Annotated in this window: 20 protein-coding genes; 6 read left to right on the forward strand and 14 right to left on the reverse strand. The window is 62.2% G+C overall.

Annotated features, from left to right (window positions below; all coding sequences use genetic code 11):
* The first annotated feature begins 180 nt into the window (after positions 1-180).
* On the forward strand, positions 181-2478 hold the full coding sequence (locus AB4Z15_RS03960) for a SulP family inorganic anion transporter (protein WP_442016161.1): 2298 nt from the start codon (positions 181-183) through the stop codon (positions 2476-2478).
* A 166-nt stretch (positions 2479-2644) separates the two neighbouring features.
* Here AB4Z15_RS03960 and AB4Z15_RS03965 read toward each other — a convergent pair whose 3' ends face one another.
* A complete protein-coding gene (locus AB4Z15_RS03965; RefSeq protein WP_442016162.1) occupies positions 2645-2995 on the reverse strand; it encodes a VOC family protein in 351 nt (116 codons plus the stop codon).
* A 137-nt stretch (positions 2996-3132) separates the two neighbouring features.
* Between AB4Z15_RS03965 and AB4Z15_RS03970 the strand changes: the two genes are divergently transcribed.
* A complete protein-coding gene (locus AB4Z15_RS03970) occupies positions 3133-3729 on the forward strand; it encodes a J-domain-containing protein (protein ID WP_442016163.1) in 597 nt (198 codons plus the stop codon).
* A gap of 84 nt (positions 3730-3813) precedes the next feature.
* Here AB4Z15_RS03970 and AB4Z15_RS03975 read toward each other — a convergent pair whose 3' ends face one another.
* The 7 genes from AB4Z15_RS03975 to AB4Z15_RS04005 form a co-directional block, all read right to left on the reverse strand.
* The gene (locus AB4Z15_RS03975) at positions 3814-5136 is read right to left on the reverse strand and encodes an ammonium transporter (protein WP_442003186.1); all 1323 of its coding nucleotides are present in this window, start codon (positions 5134-5136) and stop codon (positions 3814-3816) included.
* A gap of 225 nt (positions 5137-5361) precedes the next feature.
* Positions 5362-6522: an MFS transporter gene (locus AB4Z15_RS03980; protein WP_442016195.1), complete on the reverse strand. Its 1161-nt coding sequence runs from the start codon at positions 6520-6522 to the stop codon at positions 5362-5364.
* A 233-nt stretch (positions 6523-6755) separates the two neighbouring features.
* Positions 6756-7487, reverse strand: a complete 732-nt coding sequence (locus AB4Z15_RS03985; RefSeq protein WP_442016164.1) for a glutamine amidotransferase — start codon at positions 7485-7487, stop codon at positions 6756-6758.
* Between the two features lie 97 nt (positions 7488-7584).
* On the reverse strand, positions 7585-9765 hold the full coding sequence (locus AB4Z15_RS03990) for a transglycosylase domain-containing protein (RefSeq protein WP_442016165.1): 2181 nt from the start codon (positions 9763-9765) through the stop codon (positions 7585-7587).
* A gap of 105 nt (positions 9766-9870) precedes the next feature.
* Positions 9871-10344 (reverse strand): sensor histidine kinase, encoded by a 474-nt coding sequence (locus AB4Z15_RS03995; protein ID WP_442003183.1) that lies wholly within the window; start codon positions 10342-10344, stop codon positions 9871-9873.
* Positions 10345-10810: 466 nt separating this feature from the next.
* Positions 10811-11395 (reverse strand): DinB family protein, encoded by a 585-nt coding sequence (locus AB4Z15_RS04000; protein ID WP_442016166.1) that lies wholly within the window; start codon positions 11393-11395, stop codon positions 10811-10813.
* Between the two features lie 121 nt (positions 11396-11516).
* Positions 11517-11876 (reverse strand): VOC family protein, encoded by a 360-nt coding sequence (locus tag AB4Z15_RS04005; RefSeq protein WP_442016167.1) that lies wholly within the window; start codon positions 11874-11876, stop codon positions 11517-11519.
* Between the two features lie 74 nt (positions 11877-11950).
* Between AB4Z15_RS04005 and AB4Z15_RS04010 the strand changes: the two genes are divergently transcribed.
* Positions 11951-12256: an MmcQ/YjbR family DNA-binding protein gene (locus AB4Z15_RS04010; protein ID WP_442016168.1), complete on the forward strand. Its 306-nt coding sequence runs from the start codon at positions 11951-11953 to the stop codon at positions 12254-12256.
* A 98-nt stretch (positions 12257-12354) separates the two neighbouring features.
* Entirely contained in the window at positions 12355-12603 is a 249-nt protein-coding gene (locus tag AB4Z15_RS04015) for a hypothetical protein (RefSeq protein WP_442016169.1), read from the forward strand.
* Here the strand turns inward: AB4Z15_RS04015 and AB4Z15_RS04020 are convergent.
* From AB4Z15_RS04020 to AB4Z15_RS04035, 4 genes are read right to left on the reverse strand one after another with little or no spacing between them, the layout of a single operon-like run.
* Positions 12596-13408 (reverse strand): bifunctional allantoicase/(S)-ureidoglycine aminohydrolase, encoded by an 813-nt coding sequence (locus tag AB4Z15_RS04020; RefSeq protein WP_442016170.1) that lies wholly within the window; start codon positions 13406-13408, stop codon positions 12596-12598. The genes AB4Z15_RS04015 and AB4Z15_RS04020 overlap by 8 nt on opposite strands.
* Before the next feature lie 14 nt (positions 13409-13422).
* Entirely contained in the window at positions 13423-14685 is a 1263-nt protein-coding gene (locus tag AB4Z15_RS04025) for a DUF6986 family protein (protein WP_442016171.1), read from the reverse strand.
* A 1-nt stretch (position 14686) separates the two neighbouring features.
* Positions 14687-16300: a malate synthase A gene (gene aceB / locus AB4Z15_RS04030; protein ID WP_442016172.1), complete on the reverse strand. Its 1614-nt coding sequence runs from the start codon at positions 16298-16300 to the stop codon at positions 14687-14689.
* 16 nt (positions 16301-16316) lie between these two features.
* Positions 16317-17717 (reverse strand): NAD-dependent malic enzyme, encoded by a 1401-nt coding sequence (locus AB4Z15_RS04035; protein WP_442016173.1) that lies wholly within the window; start codon positions 17715-17717, stop codon positions 16317-16319.
* Positions 17718-17938: 221 nt separating this feature from the next.
* Between AB4Z15_RS04035 and AB4Z15_RS04040 the strand changes: the two genes are divergently transcribed.
* Positions 17939-18694 carry an IclR family transcriptional regulator gene (locus AB4Z15_RS04040; RefSeq protein ID WP_224088895.1) on the forward strand — a complete coding sequence of 252 codons (756 nt, stop codon included), beginning with the start codon at positions 17939-17941 and terminating at the stop codon, positions 18692-18694.
* A gap of 160 nt (positions 18695-18854) precedes the next feature.
* Here AB4Z15_RS04040 and AB4Z15_RS04045 read toward each other — a convergent pair whose 3' ends face one another.
* Both AB4Z15_RS04045 and pucL read right to left on the reverse strand, forming a co-directional pair.
* On the reverse strand, positions 18855-20363 hold the full coding sequence (locus AB4Z15_RS04045; RefSeq protein ID WP_442016174.1) for a nucleobase:cation symporter-2 family protein: 1509 nt from the start codon (positions 20361-20363) through the stop codon (positions 18855-18857).
* 177 nt (positions 20364-20540) lie between these two features.
* Positions 20541-21455: a factor-independent urate hydroxylase gene (pucL, locus tag AB4Z15_RS04050; RefSeq protein WP_442016175.1), complete on the reverse strand. Its 915-nt coding sequence runs from the start codon at positions 21453-21455 to the stop codon at positions 20541-20543.
* Positions 21456-21825: 370 nt separating this feature from the next.
* Here pucL and AB4Z15_RS04055 point away from each other — a divergent pair, with 370 nt between their 5' ends.
* On the forward strand, positions 21826-22002 hold the full coding sequence (locus AB4Z15_RS04055; RefSeq protein WP_216926482.1) for a hypothetical protein: 177 nt from the start codon (positions 21826-21828) through the stop codon (positions 22000-22002).
* Positions 22003-22009 lie beyond the last annotated feature (7 nt).

The raw sequence follows: 22009 nt of genomic DNA on the forward strand, positions 1-22009 counted from the left end.
AGACTATGTCCACGCACATGGAGTCCTCAACGATCCCACTCCCTGCAGAAGTTCCCATTGGTCGCCACATGACGCTGCCTGTTCACAAGTTTTGTCACAAGAATCACATCATCTTGTCATTGCACGTGACAACATTCCTACGCTGGAGAAGTCAGTGTTCCCGAGCCTTAGGAAATTCCAGTGCCGCAAACAAACGACTCCGCTTCCATCTCCACCGACTCCCACAGCCCGCCCGGAAGCCGGGGCAAAGCACCCAAGCCGAGCTTCCTCAGCAACCTTGGAGCCGACCTCCCCGCATCCCTCGTCGTCTTCCTTGTTGCCCTTCCGCTCTCGCTCGGTATCGCCGCTGCCTCCGGAGCACCCATCATGGCCGGGCTCATTGCAGCGGCCATCGGAGGCATTGTTGCTGGCAGCCTCGGCGGCTCCCCATTGCAGGTGAGCGGCCCCGCCGCCGGACTGACCGTCGTCGTCGCCGGGTTGGTTGACGAGTTCGGTTGGCAGGTGACGTGCGCCATTACCGCAGCCGCCGGCGTCGTGCAGCTGTTGCTGGGTATCAGCCGCGTAGGCCGGGCCGCGCTGGCAGTTTCGCCCGTAGTGGTCAAGGCGATGCTGGCTGGCATCGGCATCACGATCATCCTGCAGCAGTTGCATGTGCTGCTCGGTGGGCAGGCGGCTGGGTCCGCCGTCGAAAACCTGACCGCACTTCCAGCGGCCATCACCAATGTCGAGCTGCACTCCGCCCTTCTCGGCCTGGCAGTTGTTGCCATCCTCCTTGCCTGGAAATATCTGCCCACTGCAGTGCAGAAGATTCCCGGCCCGCTGGCGGCGGTGGTCGCTGTCACCGCTTTGTCTGCAGCAGTTGCGCCCAGCGTCGAGCGCATCAGCTTCAGCGGTTCGCTGTTCGACGCCGTTGCCCTGCCCAGCTTGCCCGACGGCAACTGGCGCGCCGCAGCCATGGCAGTCATCACGGTAGCCCTGATCGCGAGCATCGAATCGCTGCTGTCCGCGGTCGCGGTGGACAAGATGCACGCAGGCACGCGCACCAACCTCAACCGGGAACTCGTCGGACAAGGCTCCGCCAACATGGTCTCGGGAATGCTCGGTGGCCTCCCGGTGACGGGCGTGATCGTCCGCAGCGCCACCAACGTCGAGGCCGGCGCCGCGAGCCGGGCGTCCGCCATCCTGCACGGCGTGTGGGTCCTGGTGTTCTCGGCACTGTTCGCCGGTCTCATCCAGCTGATTCCGTTGTCCGTGCTCGCGGGCCTGTTGCTCGTCATCGGCGCCAAGCTCATCAAGGTCGCCGACATCAAGACCAGTCTCCGCACCGGCGACCTCCTGGTCTACGTGGTCACGCTCGCGTGCGTTGTTGTGCTGAACCTGCTCGAGGGCGTCATTATCGGCCTTGCACTCGCGGCCCTCTGCGTGTTGTGGCGGGTACTCCGTGCCCAGATCCATGCCTATGCTCCGGCCGGGGAGCAGCTGCCGTGGCGCGTCACAATCGCCGGCTCCTGCAGCTTCTTCGCCTTGCCCCGACTGAACCGCGTCCTGCACTCCTTTCCCGAGGGCCAGGACGTAGTGGTTGAACTCAACGCCGATTACCTAGATCACGCGTTCCGCGAGGCGCTGGTTGCCTGGCAGACGCAACACCGCTCCAGCGGCGCCTCGGTGGTGCTGGAGGAGCACGGAACCACCGCATTCACCGACGCCGCGGACAACACTCCACAGCGTCAGGATCCACGTGAATTCCCGCTTCCGCCCAGGACTTCCTGGCAGCCGTCGCCCGTGGGTGTTGCCCAGCAGGAAGCGCACGACGACGGCGGGCAGCTTCCGCTGCGGTCGATCCTCCTTGGCATCGACAAATACCATCGGCGGTACGCAGACAAGGTTCGCCCACTGGTACAGGATCTGACCGAAGGGCAGAACCCTGACACATTGTTTGTTGCTTGCGTCGACTCCAGGGTCAATCCGAACCTCATCACGAGCAGTGGCCCAGGCGACCTTCTGACACTGCGGAATATTGGCAACGTTGTGTGCCCCGACGGCCGAGATGCCTCGATCGACTCGGCACTGGCATTCGCGGTGAAGGGGTTGTCCGTGGACTCGATCGTGATCTGCGGCCACTCCAACTGTGGCGCGATGAAGGCCGTTATAGCCGACGCCGAGGGTGCGCCCGCAGCCTTGGGCGCGGGCTTCGATACGTGGTTGGAGCACGCCCGGCCGAGCTACACCGCGCTGTTGGATGGCCATCCTGTCGCCCTCGCTGCCGAAGCTGAAGGTTACAGCCGCCTCGACCAGCTAAGCATGGTGAACGTCGCCGTCCAGCTCCAGAAACTCGAAGAGCATCCGGTCACCGGGCCGGCCTTGGCATCCGGGCAAGTGCAGGCAACGGGCTTGTTCTACGACATCTGCACGGCCCGGGTGGTCCTTGTTACTCCTGAGGGCATCGAGCAACTGGATCCGAGCATGGCCGTTCACTAGCCTGCCAGCTAGCCTGCGTTGCTCCATCACCTGCTTTGAGCTGACAGTGGCCCCGACACGCCGCTAATCCCGGCGTGTCGGGGGCCGCCCGGCGATCAAAGGGGGTGGTGAAGCAACAGGGCTGCGGCTCTGGTGGACGGGATGAGGCGCCCTGGAACCAGCGAGCCTAGCGATCCGTGAGCAGCAGGACGTTCCCGTCGGGGTCCCGGACTGTGAAGAACAGGCAGGTGTCCGGATCGCCCTCCACCACTGACACGCCGTGTCCATTCCTGAGCAAGCGATCCCGCATGCCTGTGAGGTCCTCCGCCAGGAAACCGCAGGTCGCCCATGCCAGCCCGGGCTCAGCCGCGATCCCACTGAGCGGACCCATCAGCGTAACTGTGGCGCCGCCGTCGCCCGTTAGAACTGCCGACCACGCCGAAACGGTGACAGTCCGAAGCATCAGGTGTTCCGAATACCACTTGGCTGCCTGGCCCGGATCCGAGACCGGAATGAATGCATTGGAAACAGTAGTCACGCGCGGCCCTTCCTGTGTGGGTATTTGGATCGAGAGTAACGCTCAGCCCTCCCCGTGGCCCAGCAAAGTGCGGAATACTGGAGCCGGAACCACGATTTCCGGCAGGAGAGGACTGCCGTGCGAGGAGGTGGCGAAACGTGAACGCCGAGAACAACGCCTTCAGGCGGAAGCTCGAGCGGGGCGCGGAATTGCGGGCCGTCCGCTCGTGGGGCGGTAATGCCGAGGAAGACGCAGAGCTCGAGGCGGCCGAGGCGGAAGAGCGGGAGAAACGCCGGAAGGTGGACGACGCCGCGCGGGTCGAATATTTGATCCGGGACGCCATGAACCAGGGCAAGTTCGACAACCTCAAATACGCTGGCAAGCTGATCCCGGGTCTGGGCGAGCACTATGATCCGGACTGGTGGGTCAAAGGTCTGATCCAGCGTGAGCGACTCAGCGGGATCGGCCCGCCAGCCATTCTCCTACGGATCGAGGACGCTGAACTCGACGCGAAGCTGGATCAGCAGTACACCGAGAAGCAGGTCCGCGACATCCTTGAGGACTTCAACAAGCGAGTGGTTGAGGCCCGTCGCCAACTCCAGGGTGGGCCGCCAGTGACCACCAAGCTGCGGGATGTTGACGCCGAGCTGGAACGATGGCGCGAGCGGCGGGCCGCGGCGGCGCCATCCGAGCCAGAGCCGGAGGAACCAACCAAGCGAACGTGGTGGCAGCGGCTCTGGAACGGCTTCGGCTAACCCTACATGGGTAAGACGGCGCAAACAGCAGCCGACGGCGGGACCTAGGTTCCGCCGTCGGCTGCTGTTCTGAAGGTGGGGCCGCTAGGCGAAGCTGTCTTCCTTTGCCTGCTCCGACTCTTTGCGTCCACCCTTGATCAGCGACGATAGGTGGGCCTGCTGCTGGCGGAAGTGTCCATGGGCTGTGAGGCCGAACTCGTAGGCCGATTCTGCGTGCTGGGTGAGGTCCACTCCTGCAACTTCGTGTTCGTGGGCCACGCGGAAACCGATGGTCTTGTGAATAGCACGGCCGATCAGCAGGGTGCCCAGGCCGGAGAGGGCGATGGTGAGCAGCACGGCAACGGTCTGCGCCACGAGTTGCTGCACTCCGCCGCCGTAAAGGAGGCCGCCGGCCACGCCTTCGGTGGGAAAGGCAACGAAGCCAAGAGAGAGCGTGCCGATCACGCCAGCGCCAAAGTGCACGCCCACGACGTCAAGGGAATCGTCGAAACCGAACTTGTACTTCAGGTCCACAAACACGGCACAGGCGGCACCTGCAACGAGTCCCAGGCCAAGTGCCGCGAGCGGGGTGATGTTGGCGCAGGAAGGGGTGATGGCGACCAAGCCGGCAACAACGCCGGAGGCCGCGCCCAGTGATGTCGGGTGTCCGTGGCGGATCTTCTCCGTGACCAACCAGCTCAGCATCGCCGCGGCCGGGGCCACCAGCGTGTTGACCCAGATCAGGCCTGCCTGCTCAACGGTGGTTGCGGCACCGCCGTTGAAGCCAAACCAACCGAACCAGAGGATTGCTGCGCCGATCATGATGAACGGGACGTTGTGAGGGCGGTGGTTGGGGTCTTTGGCGAATCCGTGACGCTTTCCCACGATCAATGCGAGGACGAAAGCGGCGGTACCTGAACTGACCTCAACTACGGCACCGCCGGCGAAGTCGATCACCTGGCCGAAGATCTGCGTGACGGCTCCACCTGCGCTCATCAAGCCGCCGCCCCAGACCATGTAAGCCAGCGGGCAGTAGACCACGGTGACCCAGATCGGGACGAAGAGCGCCCATGCGCTGAACTTGGCGCGGTCGGCGATGGCGCCGCTGATGAGTGCCACGGTGATGATGGCGAAGGTAGCGGCGAAGACTGCTTTGAGGAGATCGGGCGAACCTATGAGGTCCTGGAGGCCGAAGTGCGCGAACGGGTTGCCGAACAGTCCGAGGAAGCCGTCGCCGGTGGTCATCGAGTAACCCCACAAGACCCACACGACGCCCACAATGCCTGCAGAGATAAAGCTCATCATGATCATGTTGAGCGCTGCCTTGGCGCGTGTCATGCCGCCATAGAACAGGCCGAGGCCCGGAGTCATGAAAAGCACCATTGCCGATGACAACATCAGCCAGACGTGTTGCGCAGAGATCTCCACCTGCGTTCCCTTCTGATCAAGCCTGTCCGAAACGGGCCCGTTGATGCACGGCCCTCACTACCCCCCGATCAATATTCGGTGAGCTATGTTTCCGACTCGGAAGAGCTAAGTTGCAGGGAAGTTACAGAAACCCCACCTTCATGAAGATCACGTGACCGGCATGTTTCGGGAATGTTACCGGCGCTTCTCGCGGCGTCCTTTTTCGCTCGCCTTTGTTTCGCCTGGTCATTTCTCGCGCGGTCCTGCCGGGTATCCGCCGCGCCTGCTGGAAATCATGATCGCCAAGGCAATTGCCGTTGGCAGCGCAGCGGCCAGCGGCACCAACTGAGCCCCAACAGTGGTCAGCGCCAATGCACCATACCCGGCACCGACGGCGATTCCTAGTTGGATTGTCACTACCGTGAGTCCGTTGGCCGCATCCTTGTGCTCGCCGCCGGCCCGTAGGATCGCCGCCTGGTTGTAGATGCCGATCGCCCCGAAGGAAACGCCCCAGGCAACCATCAGCGCGAAAACCCCCACCCACGTGCCGCCAAGAACCGGCAGCAGCGCGAAGGCAAGCAACAGAAGCCCGACGGCGGTAATCACCGAACGCCGTGGATGGGAATCGGCGGTCAGGCCAGCAATCCAGATCCCGACCAAGCCCGAGATCCCCACCACCGACAGGGAAATGCCAGTGAGGGCTTCGGGCAAGCCGGAGGCGAGCAGGAAAGGCGCGACATACGTAAAGAGAGTGAAGTGTGCCAGCAGCAAGAGTGGCCAAGCGGTGGCCACGGCGATCACGCCCGGTAGCTTGAGCGCTGCCCGGATGGACGGCGTCTTGTGGGTGCCCGGATCATGTGCAGCAGGCAGGAGCCAGAACGCCAAAACTGCCAACAGGACACCAACCCCGGCCAGGACCACGAAGGAAACCCGCCAGGTCATGAGCGTGCCCATGAGTGTGCCAATCGGAGCCCCGACAGCCAACGCGATGCTCGTACCACTGAAGACCACCGCCATGGACTTGCCCACCGAGTGGGCAGGAACGATGCGCGCCACATACGGTGCCATGCTGGACCACAACATGCCATGGGCAATGCCACCAAGAAGCCTTGCGGCAATGGCCACTTCAAGATTTGGGCTCAAGGCCAGCAGGACGTTGCTTAGTGCAAAGGCAAGCACGGTCCCGATCAACAGGGTCTTCCGCGGGACACGCCCACCGAGGAGCCGGGACAGGGGAAGGGCCGTGAAAACGATGATGGCTGCATATGCTGCGGTCAGGGAACCTACAGCCGATTCCTCCACCCCAAGATCCCGGCTGATCTGCGGAAGCAGGCCGGACGGAAGCAACTCTGTGGTTACTGCGGTGAAACCGGCGGCTGCCAGCACCAAAAGGCCACCCCAAGGGATCTTGCTCGCTGCCCGCGTTTTCGCTGGGGTTGGCTTGGTGTTTCCTTCATCTGGTGCTGCGTGTACATGGGCTTCGACCGCCAAAGGGTCCTGCTTCAAAGATTGCTCCTCATGGATGAATCACGTTTTGGGGGCATGGGTGAGTACTCACAACGCTACCCAGCCAACGCAGCGCGAGGGAGGCTCTGATAGAAACCCCTTTCTCGGGGCGCAGAGCGGGCCCCGCAAGATCCCTAGCGAGCGTAGAGCTCCGTGAAATTCCTCAAGACCCGCATCGGTTCAGTCACCGAAGCATGCTTGGCGGTTTCGATGAGCTCGTCGGCAGCATCCGGCGGAAAATAGCCCGCGTCCTTGTAGATGTTAATCCGGGTGATGAGGCCATCGACATCCAATTCCGGATGGAACTGTGTGGCGTAGAGATTCTTCCTGATGCGGAACATGTGCACAGGGCAGGCTGCGGAACTTGCGAGCAACACGGCGTTTTCCGGCAGTTGGCTGCAGGCTTCCTTATGCCCAACGAACGCCTCGAAAGTGTGTGGCATGCCTTTGAGCAGGGGGTCGCGCTCCCCGTCTGCGGTCAGTTTGATCTCCGTAGCCCCGACCGGTTCTCCGTAGCGACGGTCAATGATGGCTCCTTGGTGAACCCCCAAGGTTCCAACGCCATAGCAGGCACCCAGGAAGGGGAAGTCCTCGGCCACGATGCGATCCAGGAGTGCTGAGAGTTCAGCTTCGACGCGAAGCTGGGCATGACTCTTCTCCTCCAAAGGGTCGCTGGAGGTGTAAGGACTGCCGCCCACAATCACGCCTGAGTAATCGGCCAACTCAATGTCCGGCAGTGGTGCCGCCTCCAGCCGGACGCGGAACAATTCCTCAGCCCGGAGCCCGCAGTACCGGAGGTAGGCCTGGTACTCGTCATCCGCTGCTGCGTCTTCAGCGCGGGTGGCCAACAGAAGGAAGGGCTTCACAGGCCCAGTCTGCGGGAGGAATGGCTGGCTTTCAACGTGTCTGCCAGCTGAGCCGGATGGAATAGCACGCAGACCAGGCCTCGCAACGCAGAGCCACTCAGCGAGGTGCTGCGGGCGACGTGCTCGGGCCAGGCGACGGCGGGGGAGGCGGTGGGTTGAAGGCGCCGCTCGGGTAGAGGGCGGTGGCCTGCATCATGTAGTTGGCCCATTGCGGGCCGGCAATCATGTAGCCGTCCAGTGACTTGTAGAACTTGCCATTGATCGTGACGTTTTGTCCTGCTCGCTGTTGTCCCGCCGTCGTGTCCCCAAAGAAGGAGGCCGTGGCGAGCCGGGTAGTGTATCCGGCCACCCAGGTTGCGCCGTTGTTGTTCGAGGTGCCGGTCTTTGCGGCCACCGGGACCTGGTTCTGGACCTTGGGTTCGATGTAGACGCCGGATCCGAGCTTGAGGACGTCCTGCAGCACCGATGTGACTCCCCGGGCCACGGCCGGTTTCACGGTCTCTTTGCATTCAGGTGTTTGGGCCGGGTACTTCCTGCCTTGTGAGTCGCTGATATCGGTGATGGCGATGGGCTTGCAATAGGTGCCATCGTTGGCGAATGTTGCGAAGGCGCTCGCCAGGATGACGGGAGCGACGCCGATGGAGCCAAGGAGGTTGCCGATCTGGTGCATGTTGATCTGGGCGTTGTCCAGGCCGCTGTGCAGGCCAACCGCGTCCACCATTTTCTGGATGCCGCAGAAATCCAACTGCGCTGCTGTAGCGAATGTGGCGGTGTTGATCGAGTTGTAGAGGCCGTAGTTGATGGGCATGGGCCGGTAGTAGCCCTCGTCGTTGTTCTGCAGGTCATCATCAGCGCCCAGGTTTTGCGCCTTCTGCGCGGTGCTGTAGCCACCCAGCACTTTGCCGCAGCTCGAGCGCCAAGGGAAGCCAACCGGGTAGACCCGTCGGGAAGCATCCACCACGGCAGTGGGCGACTTGCCCTCATTGAGCCACTCCGCGAAGATGAAGGGCTTCATGGTGGAACCGGGTTGGAATCCGCCTGCACCATTGAGGTCGTTGCCGTTTTCGTCCTTGGCATCCACGCTGAAGTTCAGCTGGGTATCGAACTTCCCGTCCTGCGGAACGAACACCGTGTTTTGGGCCATGGACAGGATCTTGCCTGTGCCTGGCTGCACGGTGGTCATGGCAGCGCCCCATTTGTCCGGGTTTACGCCGGCTGACGCATCCACTTGTACTTGGGCCGCTGCCTGCAACCGGCTGTCCAGCGTGGTGGTGATGGTGAGCCCGCCCCGGTAGAGGAGCCGTTCGCGGTCCTCGATGGTTGCTCCGTAGGCCTCGTTGTTCATGATCAGGTGGGACACGTAGTCGCAGAAGTAGATGGCGATGGAGGCCCCGGCGCAGCCCTGATGGGACGGGGTGATTTTCAGCTCCACGGGGGCGGCAACTGCCGCATCATGGTCTGCTTGAGTGATCTTTCCCTGCTCGAGCATTCTGTCCAGCACAATGTTTCGCCGGCTGAACGCTGCTTCAGGCGCGGTTGTTGGGTCATAGACGCTCGGCCCGTTCACCAGCCCGGCCAACAGCGCGGCCTGTGGCAAAGTGAGATCCTTGGCTGAGGTGCTGAAGAAGTACCGCGAAGCGGCTTCGATGCCATACGCGTTCCGGTTAAAGAACACGATGTTCAGGTACCCCTCAAGGATTTGGTCTTTGCTGAAGCGTTTCTCAAGCTCCAGGGCCAGCTTGATCTCCCGGAGCTTGTCACCGATGCTCTTGTCCCCACTGAGCACCACATCCTCGGGCCGGCCCTTCGAGAGGCGGGACTCGTTCAGCACGTTGGTGACGTATTGCTGGGTCAGGGTCGACGCGCCCTGTCGGGTCCCCTTGGTCACGTTGGATGTCAGCGCACGGATGATGCCCTGCGTATCTACTCCGGGATGCTCATAAAAGCGGCTGTCTTCGATTGCCACGATCGCTTGCCGAATGAAGGGTGACATCTGGTCCAGGGGTACCTTCACCCGGTTCTCTGCATAGAACGTGGCGATGTGCTGGCCGTCAGCAGTGACTACGTTGCTGGAAAGGGATGGCGAATCAACGTCGAGTTGGCTGGGCAGGCTTTCGTAAAAGCCGATGGAACCGCCCATGGTGGTGCTGGTGAACTGAACCACCGGCACCATGAAGCCGCAGATCAGCACCCCGCAGAGGGCGCTCACGAAGAAAAACCCGAAGATCCTCAGAAGGACCTTGCCAAGACCTAACCGGGGACCCTTGTTCCGCGCCATTTCGTGCCATTCCGTCGAGATGTCAGGCTGAAAAGTAGCTACAGAATACGTCCGGGGACGCCGCCAATCCATGGTTTGGGAGCCCAAAAAGGTCCCAAATTGGACTCAATCCAGTGGCAGCGTGACCCTCACACTGGTGCCCCGCCCAGCCCCGGAGTCGATCTCAACGGACCCTCCGGCGTCGTGCACTGCAATGGACATCAGCAGCAGGCCGAAGCCGTGGCGGCGGCCGCTGGGGGCGGCGTGGATTTCGAAACCTTTGCCGTTGTCCATAATCGTCATTTGGATTCCGTGGTAGACGGCATTGAGACGGATGGTCAGTTCGCTGGCGTCGGCGTAGTTCAGGGTGTTGCTGAAGGTCTCCTGGGCTACGTGGTACAGCAGGGCGGCGGATGCGGAGGAGATCTCGATGCCGTGGTGGGGTGTGTGCCAGTGGACGGTCACGCCGGAGCGTCGAAGCGGCGCAGCAAGTCTGTCGATGCATCCTGCGACACCCAGTGCGTGGAAATCCACGGGGTGTTGGTCCTGGATGATGCCCTTGATGGCGATCACCTCTGTTAGCGCTGCTGCCTGTTCCATTGGGTCCCCCACATCATTGTGATTCTCGTTGTTTATTCGTCGCCGAAACCTTGATGGATTGATGTAATGAGGCTTCGTCTGCTTCCAGCGTGGCGCGGCAAAATCAAGGACTCTGTTTGTTTGGCTCAATTTCGCATCAAGTTTGCGGGTCGGCCTTGCGGAGGCGGGGCACCTCATGCGGTGGTTGGCCCAACTAGGTCGCATTTGATGCCGTTTTGACGCTCAGAACGGCATTAACTGCTACTCAGATGGGCCCGACGGCGGCACTTGCGTACCGCCGTCGGGCCCTGTTTGTGGGGTCTAACTTTGCTGGGGCAGATTCGCGAGCAGCAGTCGGCAGGCGCTGGGGATCGATTGGATGCCACAGGCCAACACCCGGCCAACATCACCGCCCTGAAAACGACAGAGCACACCCCGACGGCTAGGTAGTATGCCATCGGGGCGTGCTGAGCAGTGCTAGGGGTCTTCAGTGGCGGAGATCTGCCTCCAAGGCTGCTTCTTCGATGCGGAACCTGTGTGCTGCCCATTCTTCGGAGTTGCGGCCAGCCATGTTGGGATCCCCAGGCCTTTGGCCAGCGGATCCGTCGATCAGTTCGCGGATGATGTCAGCGTGCCCGGCGTGCCGTGCGGTTTCCACACACATGTGGACGAGGATCTGATGGAGCGTCACATTCCGCTTCTCTCCGGACCACCAAGGCACAACGCCGGGAGCATCCAACGGGAGGGCCTGGATGGTGGCATCACTGTGCGCTGCCGAGAAGTGGTGCAGTTCCAGGATTTCCGCACGGCTCTCCGAGGCCGGGACCCACATATCGGAATCCGGTTCTGCGTCTTGCTCCAGCCACGGCAATTCGCGCCCACTCGGGCGCCCGAAAGTCTCCCCGAAATAGCCCAACTCCACGCTCGCAACGTGTTTCACGAGCCCCAGCAGATTGGTACCCGTCGGTGTCAGGGGCCTTCGGGCATCGTATTCACCCAAGCCATCAAGCTTCCCGAGCAGGTCCGCGCGACGAAGGCGCAAATAACCGAGCAATGTCGCTTTGTCGTCCATGCATGGCACTCTACCCAAGGGCCCCGACAGAACTGGCAGCGCCCAAGTAAGTCGCAGTCGTGGTTGTTTTCAGCCCTCAAAACCACCACTACTGCCAGGCAGTTGGGGCTCGACGACGGCGCTACCGCGGACTTTTGTCGATAACGCAGAAGCGGTTGCCGTCAGGGTCGGCGAGGACTACGAAATCCGGATTCTCCGGATACAGGTCCCAGTCAACGCGTTGAGCGCCGAGGGAGATCAGCCGCTCCACTTCGGCAGCTTGGTCATCCGCATAGAGGTCCAGATGAGTACGTGGATGCTCCTGGACAGGCGTTTCGCTCAGCATCAACGCGAGTTGGGGGCCTGGACCGGCGGACGGAACGAGGATCACCCAGGTGTCATCGCCAGGCTCCCGTGGAACATAGCCGAGCGCGGCGTGCCAGAACGCAGTGGCCCGGGTGATGTCATTGACGCCGAGGACGGTGCTGCCGATGGTCAACATGTGCCTAGCCTAGCTAGTCTGCGAGAGTCCACGCGTTCCTTGCCGGGGCCCGGATGCCGGTGTCACAGTGAACCATGGCAACCGAAGAGGACGTCAGGCGTATCTGCCTTGGCATGCCAGGCGTCACCGAGCGCCCAAGTTGGGGCCAGCCTGCCTGGTTTGGCAAGTCCCTTATGGCTCGGATCTGGGAAGAGGGGGTTGTTACGGTCAAAACGGATGAGCGCGAAGCTCTGGCAGCAATGGAGCCGGATACCTATTTCTGGACCCCTCACCACGAACGGTCACCAAAGTTGCTGCTGGTCCGGCTGGAGAACATCAACGTGGACGAACTCGATGAACTGCTTCGGGAGTCGTACAGGATCGCCGGCGTCCCCCGCTAAACGAACCCAACTAGTCGCAGCAGAGCGCGTTTAGAGAACTCAAAACGCGCTCAACTGCGACTTACTTGGGTGCGTGAGCTCGGGCTAAACTCGCCCGCATGGGGGAGCACAGCAAACTTGGGGAACGCAACACACGGCAGCCTGCGCGCAGAGTCCTTGCCGCCGTCGTGCCTTTGCTTGGCCTGATCGCGGTGATCGTGGGTTGCGTCCTCGCATGGAATGGCCTGGAAGCGAACATTGGGTGGTTTCCACAGAGCCCGCGCCGAAACCGCCGGAAACGCACGAAATCGCCGGAAGGCTCCCAGCGAACTGGCAGCTTTCCGGCGATCTCGGCGCAGATCAGGTGAGTTTCACCTGCCGGTTCATGTCCTTGTACAGCAGGTAACGGAACTCGCCCGGACCGCCGGCGTAGCAGGCCTGCGGGCAGAACGCGCGTAGCCACATGAAGTCGCCGGCCTCCACCTCAACCCAGTCATTGTTGAGCAGGTACATGGCCTTGCCCTCCAGCACGTACAGCCCGTGCTCCATGACGTGGGTCTCCGGGAAGGGGATCACGCCGCCCGGCTGGAAGGTGACGATGTTGACCTGCATGTCATGGGCGAGGTCACTGGAGTCCGTGAAGCGGGTGGTTTTCCAGACGTCGTTGGTGTCCGGCATGGAGGTAGGCTCCACGTCCTTCTCGTTGGTCACGAAGGACTTGGCCTCGAAGCCTTCAAGGCGTTCGTAGGCCTTGCGGATCCAGTGGAAGGAGACGATGTCGTCGGACACGTTCTCCAGGCCCCACTCTGCGCCGGCGGCAAGGTAGGCGTAGCCACCCTCCTCGAGGTGGTGCAGTTCGCCGTCAAGCCTCAGGTTCACTTGGCCCTTGGTGACAAAGATGACGCCTTCAACGCCTGCTTCGAACTCGGCCCTGGGAGCCCCGCCGCCCGGAGCGATCTCAACGATCAACTGCGAGAACGTGGTGGCGAAGCCGGAAATCGGCCGCGCAATAATCCAGGAGCGCGTGTTGGAGAATCCAGGCAGGTTGCTGGTGACGATGTCCGTCATCACGCCCTTGGGGATCACCGTGTAAGCCTCGGTAACGATCGCCCGTTCCGTGGTCAGGTGGGTCTGCGGCGGCAGGCCGCCCTGCGGGTAGTAGTACTTGCCCATGCCAAATGCTCCTATCAGTGGGAAGTCGGTTGCGCGAGCCGCGGGTGCGCCAGTGCGGTCAGCTGTGAAAGTTCGACGCCGGCAAGCGCCTTGACCTCATCGGGCCCCACTGCGCCGCACTGGACGCCGCGAAGGACGAAACCAGCGAGTGCACGGGCGGTGGCGGGCTCGTCCATGACGCCGCCTTCGGTGTGCTCCACATAGTTCCGGAGGCGCAGCGCTGCGGCAGGCAGGCCTTCGCGGTAGAAAGCGTACGACGCCGAGAAACGGCTGGGGAGCTGGGCGGCGTGGAGGTCCCATCCTTGGTAGTAACCGTTCTCCAGGGAGCGACGGACCAGCCGGCCGTGGAGCTTCCAGGCGTCTTCCACGGCATCGCCCAGAGGGATGATGTTGGTGGAACCGTCAGAGAGGCGGATACCCGTTCCGGCCACCGCGAGCTGCATGACTTCCTTCGCGAAGTCGGCCACGGGGTGCTCCATGGACTGGTACTCCGCGGAGATTCCCAATGAGGCGCTGTAGTCATAAGTGCCGTAGTGCAAGGCACTGATGCGGCCCGGAACAACGTGGGGGAGCTGTGCCACAGGGGATGTTCCGTCGGCGCCCAGAATGAGCTGCGGCGTTTCCACCTGCACCTCGAACCGGAGCCTCCCCGCGGGAAGCCCGTGGACTTCCTCGAGGCGCGAGACCGCGAAGTCCATGGCCTGCACCTGGGCCACCGTGGTGACTTTAGGCAGAGTGAGGATCAGACCTGCGGGCAGTTCGCCCCCTGCAGCAAGGGTGGACACAAACAAGTCCAGCGTTTTCAGGCCGCGGGCCCTCGTAGGGGCTTCGAAGCACTTGAAGCGGATGCCGATGAACGGCGGAGCAGTTCCGGCCGCAACCGCAGCAGCCACGGCGTTGGCGGCAGCAACGGCGTCGGCGTCTTCAGCCTCATCGCCGCGGTCCCCGTAGCCGTCCTCGAAGTCCAGGCGCAGATCCTCGATCGGCTCGGAGGAGAGCTTCGCCGCCACACGCTCCGCAACAGCGGCAGCCAGCTGAGGCTCCTGGCCCAACAGCTGGCCGAGCTTTTCCAGGCCACCGTGAGCTTCCGCCGTCGCCAAGGCCTGCGCGCCCCACTCTGCCGCGAAGGAAGGAGTGAAGCGGTCGGCCGGGATGTAGACGGTGTGGATGGGCTGGCGCGAGCCGTCGTCGCCCGGGTAGTTGCGGTCCAGAAGCTGGTCCGTCGCGGCAAGCTGTGACTCGATGTGAGCCAGATCAGAGGAAGAGAATGAGCCCATCTCAGCCCACCAGTTCGTACGCGGGCGTGGTGAGGAAATCGGTGTAGTCGTCTGACAGACAGATGTCCTCGATCAGCTTGGACGCCGGCTCGTAGTAAGCCTTGAAGTTCTCGTCGCCGAACTCGATCCGCAGGCGCTCGGTTTCTTCGCCGAGGATGCGGCTGACGAGTTCGCGGGTCACGGTGTTGCCCGTGTCTGCGAGGACGGACTTGTTGCGGATCTGCTGCCACACCTGCGAGCGGGAGATCTCCGCGGTCGCGGCGTCTTCCATGAGGTTGTGGATGGCAACCGCACCGCTGCCGGAGATCCAGACACCCGTGTAGGCGACGGCGACGTAGAGGTTTAGCCGCAGGCCGGCCTCCGTCACGGTGCCGCCTGCGGAGGCGACGTCGATCAGCTGCTCAGCCGTGACGTTCACCTCGGGGCGCTGCTTGTCCAGCTGGTTGGGCTTTCCACCGTTGGCCGGGTCACCGAGGACCGAATCGAACACCTCGCGGCACGTGGAGACGAGGTCCGGGTGCGCAACCCAGGAGCCGTCGAAGCCATCGTTTGCCTCACGCGTCTTGTCGGCACGGACCTTGTCGAAGGCCGCAGCGGTGACGTCGGGCTGCTTCCGGTTCGGGATGACGGCGGCCATGCCACCCATGGCGAAGGCGCCGCGCTTGTGGCAGGTCTTGACCAGGAGCTCGGTGTAGGCGCGCATGAACGGAGCCGTCATGGCAACGGTGGCGCGGTCCGGGAGGACGAACTCTTCGCCGGCATCACGGAAGTACTTGATGATGCTGAACAGGTAGTCCCAACGGCCGGCGTTCAGGCCCGAGGCGTGATCGCGCAGCTCATAAAGGATCTCGTCCATTTCAAACGCGGCCGGGATGGTCTCGATGAGGACGGTGGCGCGGATGCTGCCCTGCGGAATGCCGAGGAAGTCCTGGGCGAAGACGAAGACGTCGTTCCACAGGCGGGCCTCCAGGTGGCTCTCCATCTTGGGCAGGTAATAGTACGGGCCCTGACCATTGAGGAGCAGCTGCTTGGCGATGTGGAAGAAGTGCAAACCAAAGTCCACCAGCGCGCCCACTGCAGGTTCGCCGTCGATCAGCAGGTGGTTCTCTTCCATGTGCCAACCGCGCGGACGGGCAACAACGACAGCCAACGGAGCGTCAGTGCGGAGACGGTATTCCTTGCCTTCCGGGGAGGTGTAGCTCAGGGTGCCCTGTGCTGCGTCGCGGAGGTTGAGGATGGCGTCGATGACGTTGGGCCACGTGGGAGTGCTGGCATCCTCGAGGTCCGCGAGCCAGACTTTGGCGCCGGAATTGAGCGCATTGATGGCCATCTTGGCCGGGGTGGCCGGTCCGGTCATCTCAACGCGGCGGTCCTGCAAAGCTGCCGGTGCCTCGGCAACCTTCCAGTCGCCGTCGCGGATTTCCTGGGTCTCCGGGAGGAAGTCCAAGCGGCTGGTGTCCGCAACCTTCTGGCGCTTGGCTTTGCGCGCCTCCAGCAGCTCGGCACGGGTGCCGGCGAAACGCTTGTGCAGTTCCTCGATGAAGCCCAGTGCCTTGGGGGTGAGGATCTCCTCGGCGCGATCGATCGGCCGGGGATCAGTGACTGTAATAGCCATGGGGCGGTGTCCTTTTCTAGAGAGCGCTGGCGGCGTTTGCGTGCGCAGCATTGGCTACGGCGGTCGCTACATCGGCGGCTACATGCGGATCGAAGACGCTGGGGATAATGTAACTCGCGTTCAGCTCATCGTCAGCTACCCGGTTGGCAATTGCCTCGGCGGCGGCCACCAGCATGTTCGGCGTGATGTCCGATGCTCCGGCGTCCAGCAGTCCGCGGAAGAAGCCGGGGAAGGCCAGCACGTTGTTGATCTGGTTCGGGAAGTCGCTGCGACCCGTGGCAACAACGGCGGCGTGCTTGGAGGCGATGACGGGGTCGATTTCCGGCGTCGGGTTGGCCATGGCGAAGACGATTGCGTTCTCAGCCATGGAAGCCACCTGCTCCTCGCCGATCACATGCGGGGCGCTGACGCCGATAAACACGTCTGCTCCCTTCAGGGCGTCATGCAGGGTTCCGGAGAAGCCTTCTTCGTTGGTGTTCTCGGCAATCCAGCTGCGGTGCTCGTCGTCGTACTTCTCCCCGGAGTGGATGGCTCCGGAGCGGCCGGCGGCAATGATGTGCTGCGCGCCCTGGGCCTTGAGGAGCTGGATGATGGCAGAACCGGCAGCGCCAACGCCCGAGACAACGATCTTGACCTCGGACAGCTTCTTGTCCACTACGCGGAGGGCGTTGACCAAGGCAGCGAGGGTGACGATCGCTGTGCCGTGCTGGTCGTCGTGGAACACCGGGATGTCCAGTTCTTCGCGGAGGCGGTTCTCGATCTCGAAGCAACGCGGCGCGGCGATGTCTTCGAGGTTGATGCCGCCGTAGACGGGAGCCATGGCCTTGGCGATCATGATGATTTCTTCGGTGTCCTGCGTGTCCAAGCAGACCGGCCAGGCGTCCACGTTGGCGAACTGCTTGAACAGTGCGGCCTTACCTTCCATCACGGGCAGGGCTGCGGCGGGGCCGATGTTGCCAAGGCCCAGAACGGCGGAACCATCGGTGAGGACTGCGATGGTGTTGCGCTTGACAGTCAGGTTCCGGGCAGCGGCGGGGTCTTCTGCAATGGCCAGGCAAACACGCGCGACGCCGGGAGTATAGGCACGGGACAAGTCGTCACGGTTGCGCAGGGCTACTTTAGGGACCACCTCGAGCTTGCCGCCGAGGTGCATGAGGAAAGTGCGGTCCGAGACGTGCTGGACGGTGACGCCGTCGAGGGCATTCAGGGCATCTTTGACGCGTGCTGCGTGGTCGTCATCAGTGGTGTTGCAGGTGACGTCCACGACGATCGTCTCGTGGTGGGATTCCGTGACGTCCAGAGCGGTGATTGCGGCACCGGCTGCGCCGACGGCTGCTGCCAGTTCGCTCGTAGCTGTGAAGCTGGACGGTGCGGCGACGCGCAGGGTGATCGAGTTTCCGGGGCTCGGATTCGCCATTGAAATTCCTCCTGTTAGGCCCGTTCCCGGGCCGCCGTTCCAAACTAAATGTTTTCGTATTATGGATATTATTATCTACCAAGTGGAAACACAACCCCTTGCCCGGTCATTTTGCGTCTCGTCGCGCAGGTGCCCGCTGTGCTGTATCTTGGGTGTTCTAAGCAATTCTTTTCACGATGCGGATAAGAGTTGTCGGAATCTGAGTCATTGGAGACAAGGGAATGGCTGAAAAAGCCTCCGGAGGCGTGCAGTCCGTTGAGCGCGTCTTTGAACTGCTGGAACTGATCACGGATGCGGGCGGCGACGTCACTCTGAGCGAGCTGTCGTCGTCCACTGACCTGCCCTTGCCCACCATCCACCGCCTGCTGCGCACCCTGGTGTCCCTCGGCTACATCCGCCAGCTGCCCAACCGCCGCTACGCCCTGGGCCCGCGGCTCATCCGGCTTGGCGAAGGTGCCAGCAAGCAGCTCGGTGCCGTAGCGCGTCCGCAGCTGAAAACCCTTGTGGAGCGCCTTGGCGAAACGTCCAACATGGCGGTCCTGGATTCGGACATGGTCATCTACGTGGCCCAGGTCCCGTCCATGCACTCCATGCGTATGTTCACGGAGGTTGGCCGCCGGGCCCACACCCATGACACAGGCGTTGGCAAAGCGATCCTGGCGCAGCTCGACGACGAGCAGGTCCGCGGCATCGTTGCCCGAACCGGGATGCCTACGCCCACGGCCAAGAGCATCGGCGATATCGACTCCCTGCTCGCGGACCTGAAGCTGATCCGCGAACGCGGCTACTCCATTGACGAGGAAGAGCAGGAACTCGGGGTCCGGTGCTTCGCGATGGCCGTGCCCAACGCTCCCACCCCCACGGCTATCTCCGTTTCCGGGCCCATCACCCGCGTGGACCAGAGCTTCGCCGACCGCGCTGTGCCAATGCTGCGCGAGGCCGCCCTGGCGATTTCCGCGGAGCTCAACCAGAACTAGGCTTCTCCTTCTCCACACCACCCGCCGAGTTGGCACTTGACGCCCATGTTTTCCATAAACATGGGCGTTATTTGTCATCTCGGCGCTTCCCTCGGCAGCACAAATGACGGCAGCGTCCCCCAAGGAAACGCTGCCGTCATCTGCCATTTTTGGGCGGGAGCTAGTGCTCGGACGCGCTGGACGTCTTGAGCGGGACTTCCTTGCCGTCGGCGTCGATCAGCTTGCCGTTCTCGAACCGGTCGCCTTCGCTCAGGCACTTGATGTCTTCCTCGCTGACGATGCGGTCCGTACCAGCGACGAACACTGACTGGTTGTCTGTGTTGCCTGCCTTGAAGTGGTTGAACAGGATGTTCAGCAGGATCGCCATGACTGCGGCGGAGCTGATGCCGGAGTGGAAGATGGTGGAGAACCAGGAAGGGAACTGGTCGTAGAACTTCGGAGCGGCAATGGGAATCATGCCAAACCCGATCGACGCGGCCACGATGATCAGGTTCATGTTGTTCTTGTATTCAACCTTGGCCAGGGTGCGGATACCGCTGGCTGCCACTGTGCCGAAAAGCACGACGCCGGCACCGCCCAGGACGGGCGTCGGAACCGCTGCGACCACTCGGCCCAGGATCGGCAGGAGGCCGAGGACAACCAGGATGAGGCCGCCGGCGCTGACCACGAAACGGCTCTTGATGCCGGTGATGGCCACCAAGCCCACGTTCTGGGCGAAGGCGCTCTGCGTGAAGGAGTTGAACAGGGGCGAGATGGCGCTGGAGAGCATGTCTGCGCGGAGACCGTCGCCGATGCGGCGGGAGTCAACCTTGGTATCGACGATCTCGCCCACAGCAATGATGTCCGCGGAAGTCTCGGTCAGGGTTACCAGGATGACGATGAGCATGGAGACGATTGCTGCGATCTCGAAGGTGGGAGCACCGAAAGCGAAGGGCGTGGGGAAAGCGACGATGTCGCCCTGGCCGACCTTGGAGAAGTCTGCCATTCCTGCAACGAACGCGATGATGGTGCCGATGACCATGGCCAGCAGGATGGAGAGCCGGGAAATAGCGGCGTTGCCAACCTTGCTCAGGAGCAGGACGACGCCCATGGTGGCTGCTGCAAGGCCGATGTTGGCCATGCTGCCGTAGTTATCGGCCTTGGCGTTTCCACCCATGGCCCAGTTGGCTGCGACCGGCATGAGCGTCAGGCCAATGGTGGTGATGACCGTGCCGGTGACCACTGGCGGGAAGAACTTGATGATCTTGGAGAACAGGGGAGTGATGGCCAGGCCGATCAGGGACGCCACAATGACCGAACCGAAGACCGCCTGGATGCCCCCGCCACCTTGGACAATCGCAACCATGGTTGAGACGCCGGCGAACGAGACGCCCTGAACCAGCGGCAGCTGCGAGCCGAAGAACGGGATGCCCACCGTCTGGAGGATAGTGGCCAGCCCGCCAACGAAGAGGCAGGCTGCGATGAGGAGGCCGATATCCTGCGAGGACATGCCTGCCGCCGCGCCGATGATCAGCGGCGGGGCAATGATTCCGCCGTACATGGTGAGGACATGCTGGAAGCCGTATGCGAAGGTGCTTCCGATCGAGAGGCGCTTGTCCTCGGGACGTTCTGGCTGATGCTTCTGCGAAGGGGTGCTATTCGCAGGGCGGGTTTTCTTCTTCGTGTTCATGGCAGACTTTCTGGGTTCATGGCAGACGTCTTCGTCTGGCTAACTGTGTCTGGCTAACAAAATCTTGGGTTCTTTTGGGGCTGGGGTTTGTGTGCAGGTCCGGCCTTGACGGGCGCCGTTGGGGGACCTGCACACAACCCCTGGATGGTGCGTCTTTAGTGCTGGTTTGGTGCGGGCTTAGCAGAAGCCGGCGATGCCGCTCCATGCAACGGGCGCGGCAGTGGTGTTGTCGCGCTGGACGGTTGCTTCGATGAGGCCGTACGGGCGGTCCGCGGCGAAGAAGACCTCGTTGGGGTTGTCCAAGCCGAACGGGCTCAGGTCAACCAGGAAGTGGTGCTTGTTGGGCATGGAGAACTTGATCTCATCCACTTCGCTGTGTGCTTCCAGGACCTTCTTGCCCATGTCGAACAGCGTCTGCTGAAGCGCGTGCGAGTAGTTCTCGGTGAAGCCTTCCAGCAGGAGGGCCTTGATGTCCTCGTAGCTCTTGTTGAAGTCCGTGCCAGCCAAGTCCAGGTTGGTGTTGTAGCGCCAGCGGGCAGAAACATCAGTGGCAAGAATGCGGTCCGTGGTTTCCGGCAGGGTTGTGTACTTGTCGCGCGGGTAGCCGACGAAGCCGGACTGCGTGGTCTTGAGGACGGTCAGGTCCTTGAGGCCGGAAATCACGTGGGTGGTTGCGCCATCACGGACGACGACGGCGGTACGCACCTCTTGTCCGTTGCGGACGAAGCTGTGATCGTGTCCCGCGCCGTGTGCCTGGATGCGATCCCAGCTGTAGGCCTCGGCTTCCCAACGGCCACCGGTTACCCATTCGAACTCGCCGGTGAAGTGATTGGCAAGGCGCAGCAGGAAGGACTCCGGTGAGCCGATGCCGTCACGGGCAAAAGCGTAGACGGTGTTCTTCTGGGTATCGGTGGCAACGACGTGGCCGTTGTCGCCTTCGAGGTGTGCAGCCTGGAAATCGCCACGCAGCTGCGAAGTAACGTTCAAGTCTTCGATGTGGTGGCGGTCAGTATCCCGAGTGACCTTGACGACGCGGACTTCCGCTTTGCCGTACTGGTTTTCGCCGAGGACGATGTTGTTGCTCATGGTCATATCCCAACTTCTGTGAGGTGGAACCTACGTTCCATCAATGAAATTAAGCGCGTGTTTCCACCGCGTTTCTGGTGGAGCCGACCCAACAAAAAAGAGCCGGCATCCATTGATGCCAGCTCATTACGACCCTGCCTGCTGCTCTCAGGTTACGTGACGTACGCCACGAACTCATTCGAGAGTAGCGCATGATTTCGGCTTGTGTATATGGGTTTTGGAGATCGTTATGAAGCAGCCAAATGTGACCGGAGCGACTCTTCGTGCCTTCTGGACAGGTCTTGACGGCTGCTCGGGGCCCTGCCTATCCTTTTCACATAGCAATAAAGATTTTCCGAACTACGGAAAAGTGCTGCACTGGAAAGAGGAGGAACAGATGGACTCGAAGGATACGAACAATGTCGTTGAATTCCCGGCACCGGGTCAGGAGCTGTACCTGCCCTTCGGTGCAACAGACCCGGACTTCTATATCCCGGCCGACTGCGACCGAAATGCCGGCGGGTTCTCCCGTTGGCTCCGCGCACTCCCGGTGTTCGGCCGCCAACGCCCCTAGCACTCCC

It is taken from the genome of Paenarthrobacter sp. 2TAF44, from assembly GCF_052114885.1.
In the GTDB taxonomy this organism is placed as follows: domain Bacteria; phylum Actinomycetota; class Actinomycetes; order Actinomycetales; family Micrococcaceae; genus Arthrobacter.

Excerpts from the sequence above, each read along its gene's own strand:
- AB4Z15_RS04035 (WP_442016173.1), bottom strand. The coding sequence starts at position 17,717 with ATGGCGAATCCGAGCCCCGGAAACTCGATCACCCTGCGCGTCGCCGCA.
- AB4Z15_RS03995 (WP_442003183.1), bottom strand. The coding sequence starts at position 10,344 with ATGGAACAGGCAGCAGCGCTAACAGAGGTGATCGCCATCAAGGGCATC.
- AB4Z15_RS04040 (WP_224088895.1), top strand. The coding sequence starts at position 17,939 with ATGGCTGAAAAAGCCTCCGGAGGCGTGCAGTCCGTTGAGCGCGTCTTT.
- AB4Z15_RS04000 (WP_442016166.1), bottom strand. The coding sequence starts at position 11,395 with ATGGACGACAAAGCGACATTGCTCGGTTATTTGCGCCTTCGTCGCGCG.
- AB4Z15_RS04025 (WP_442016171.1), bottom strand. The coding sequence starts at position 14,685 with ATGGGCTCATTCTCTTCCTCTGATCTGGCTCACATCGAGTCACAGCTT.
- aceB (WP_442016172.1), bottom strand. The coding sequence starts at position 16,300 with ATGGCTATTACAGTCACTGATCCCCGGCCGATCGATCGCGCCGAGGAG.
- AB4Z15_RS04015 (WP_442016169.1), top strand. The coding sequence starts at position 12,355 with ATGGGGGAGCACAGCAAACTTGGGGAACGCAACACACGGCAGCCTGCG.
- pucL (WP_442016175.1), bottom strand. The coding sequence starts at position 21,455 with ATGACCATGAGCAACAACATCGTCCTCGGCGAAAACCAGTACGGCAAA.
- AB4Z15_RS03990 (WP_442016165.1), bottom strand. The coding sequence starts at position 9,765 with ATGGCGCGGAACAAGGGTCCCCGGTTAGGTCTTGGCAAGGTCCTTCTG.
- AB4Z15_RS04045 (WP_442016174.1), bottom strand. The coding sequence starts at position 20,363 with ATGAACACGAAGAAGAAAACCCGCCCTGCGAATAGCACCCCTTCGCAG.
- AB4Z15_RS04005 (WP_442016167.1), bottom strand. The coding sequence starts at position 11,876 with ATGTTGACCATCGGCAGCACCGTCCTCGGCGTCAATGACATCACCCGG.
- AB4Z15_RS04010 (WP_442016168.1), top strand. The coding sequence starts at position 11,951 with ATGGCAACCGAAGAGGACGTCAGGCGTATCTGCCTTGGCATGCCAGGC.
- AB4Z15_RS04055 (WP_216926482.1), top strand. The coding sequence starts at position 21,826 with ATGGACTCGAAGGATACGAACAATGTCGTTGAATTCCCGGCACCGGGT.
- AB4Z15_RS04020 (WP_442016170.1), bottom strand. The coding sequence starts at position 13,408 with ATGGGCAAGTACTACTACCCGCAGGGCGGCCTGCCGCCGCAGACCCAC.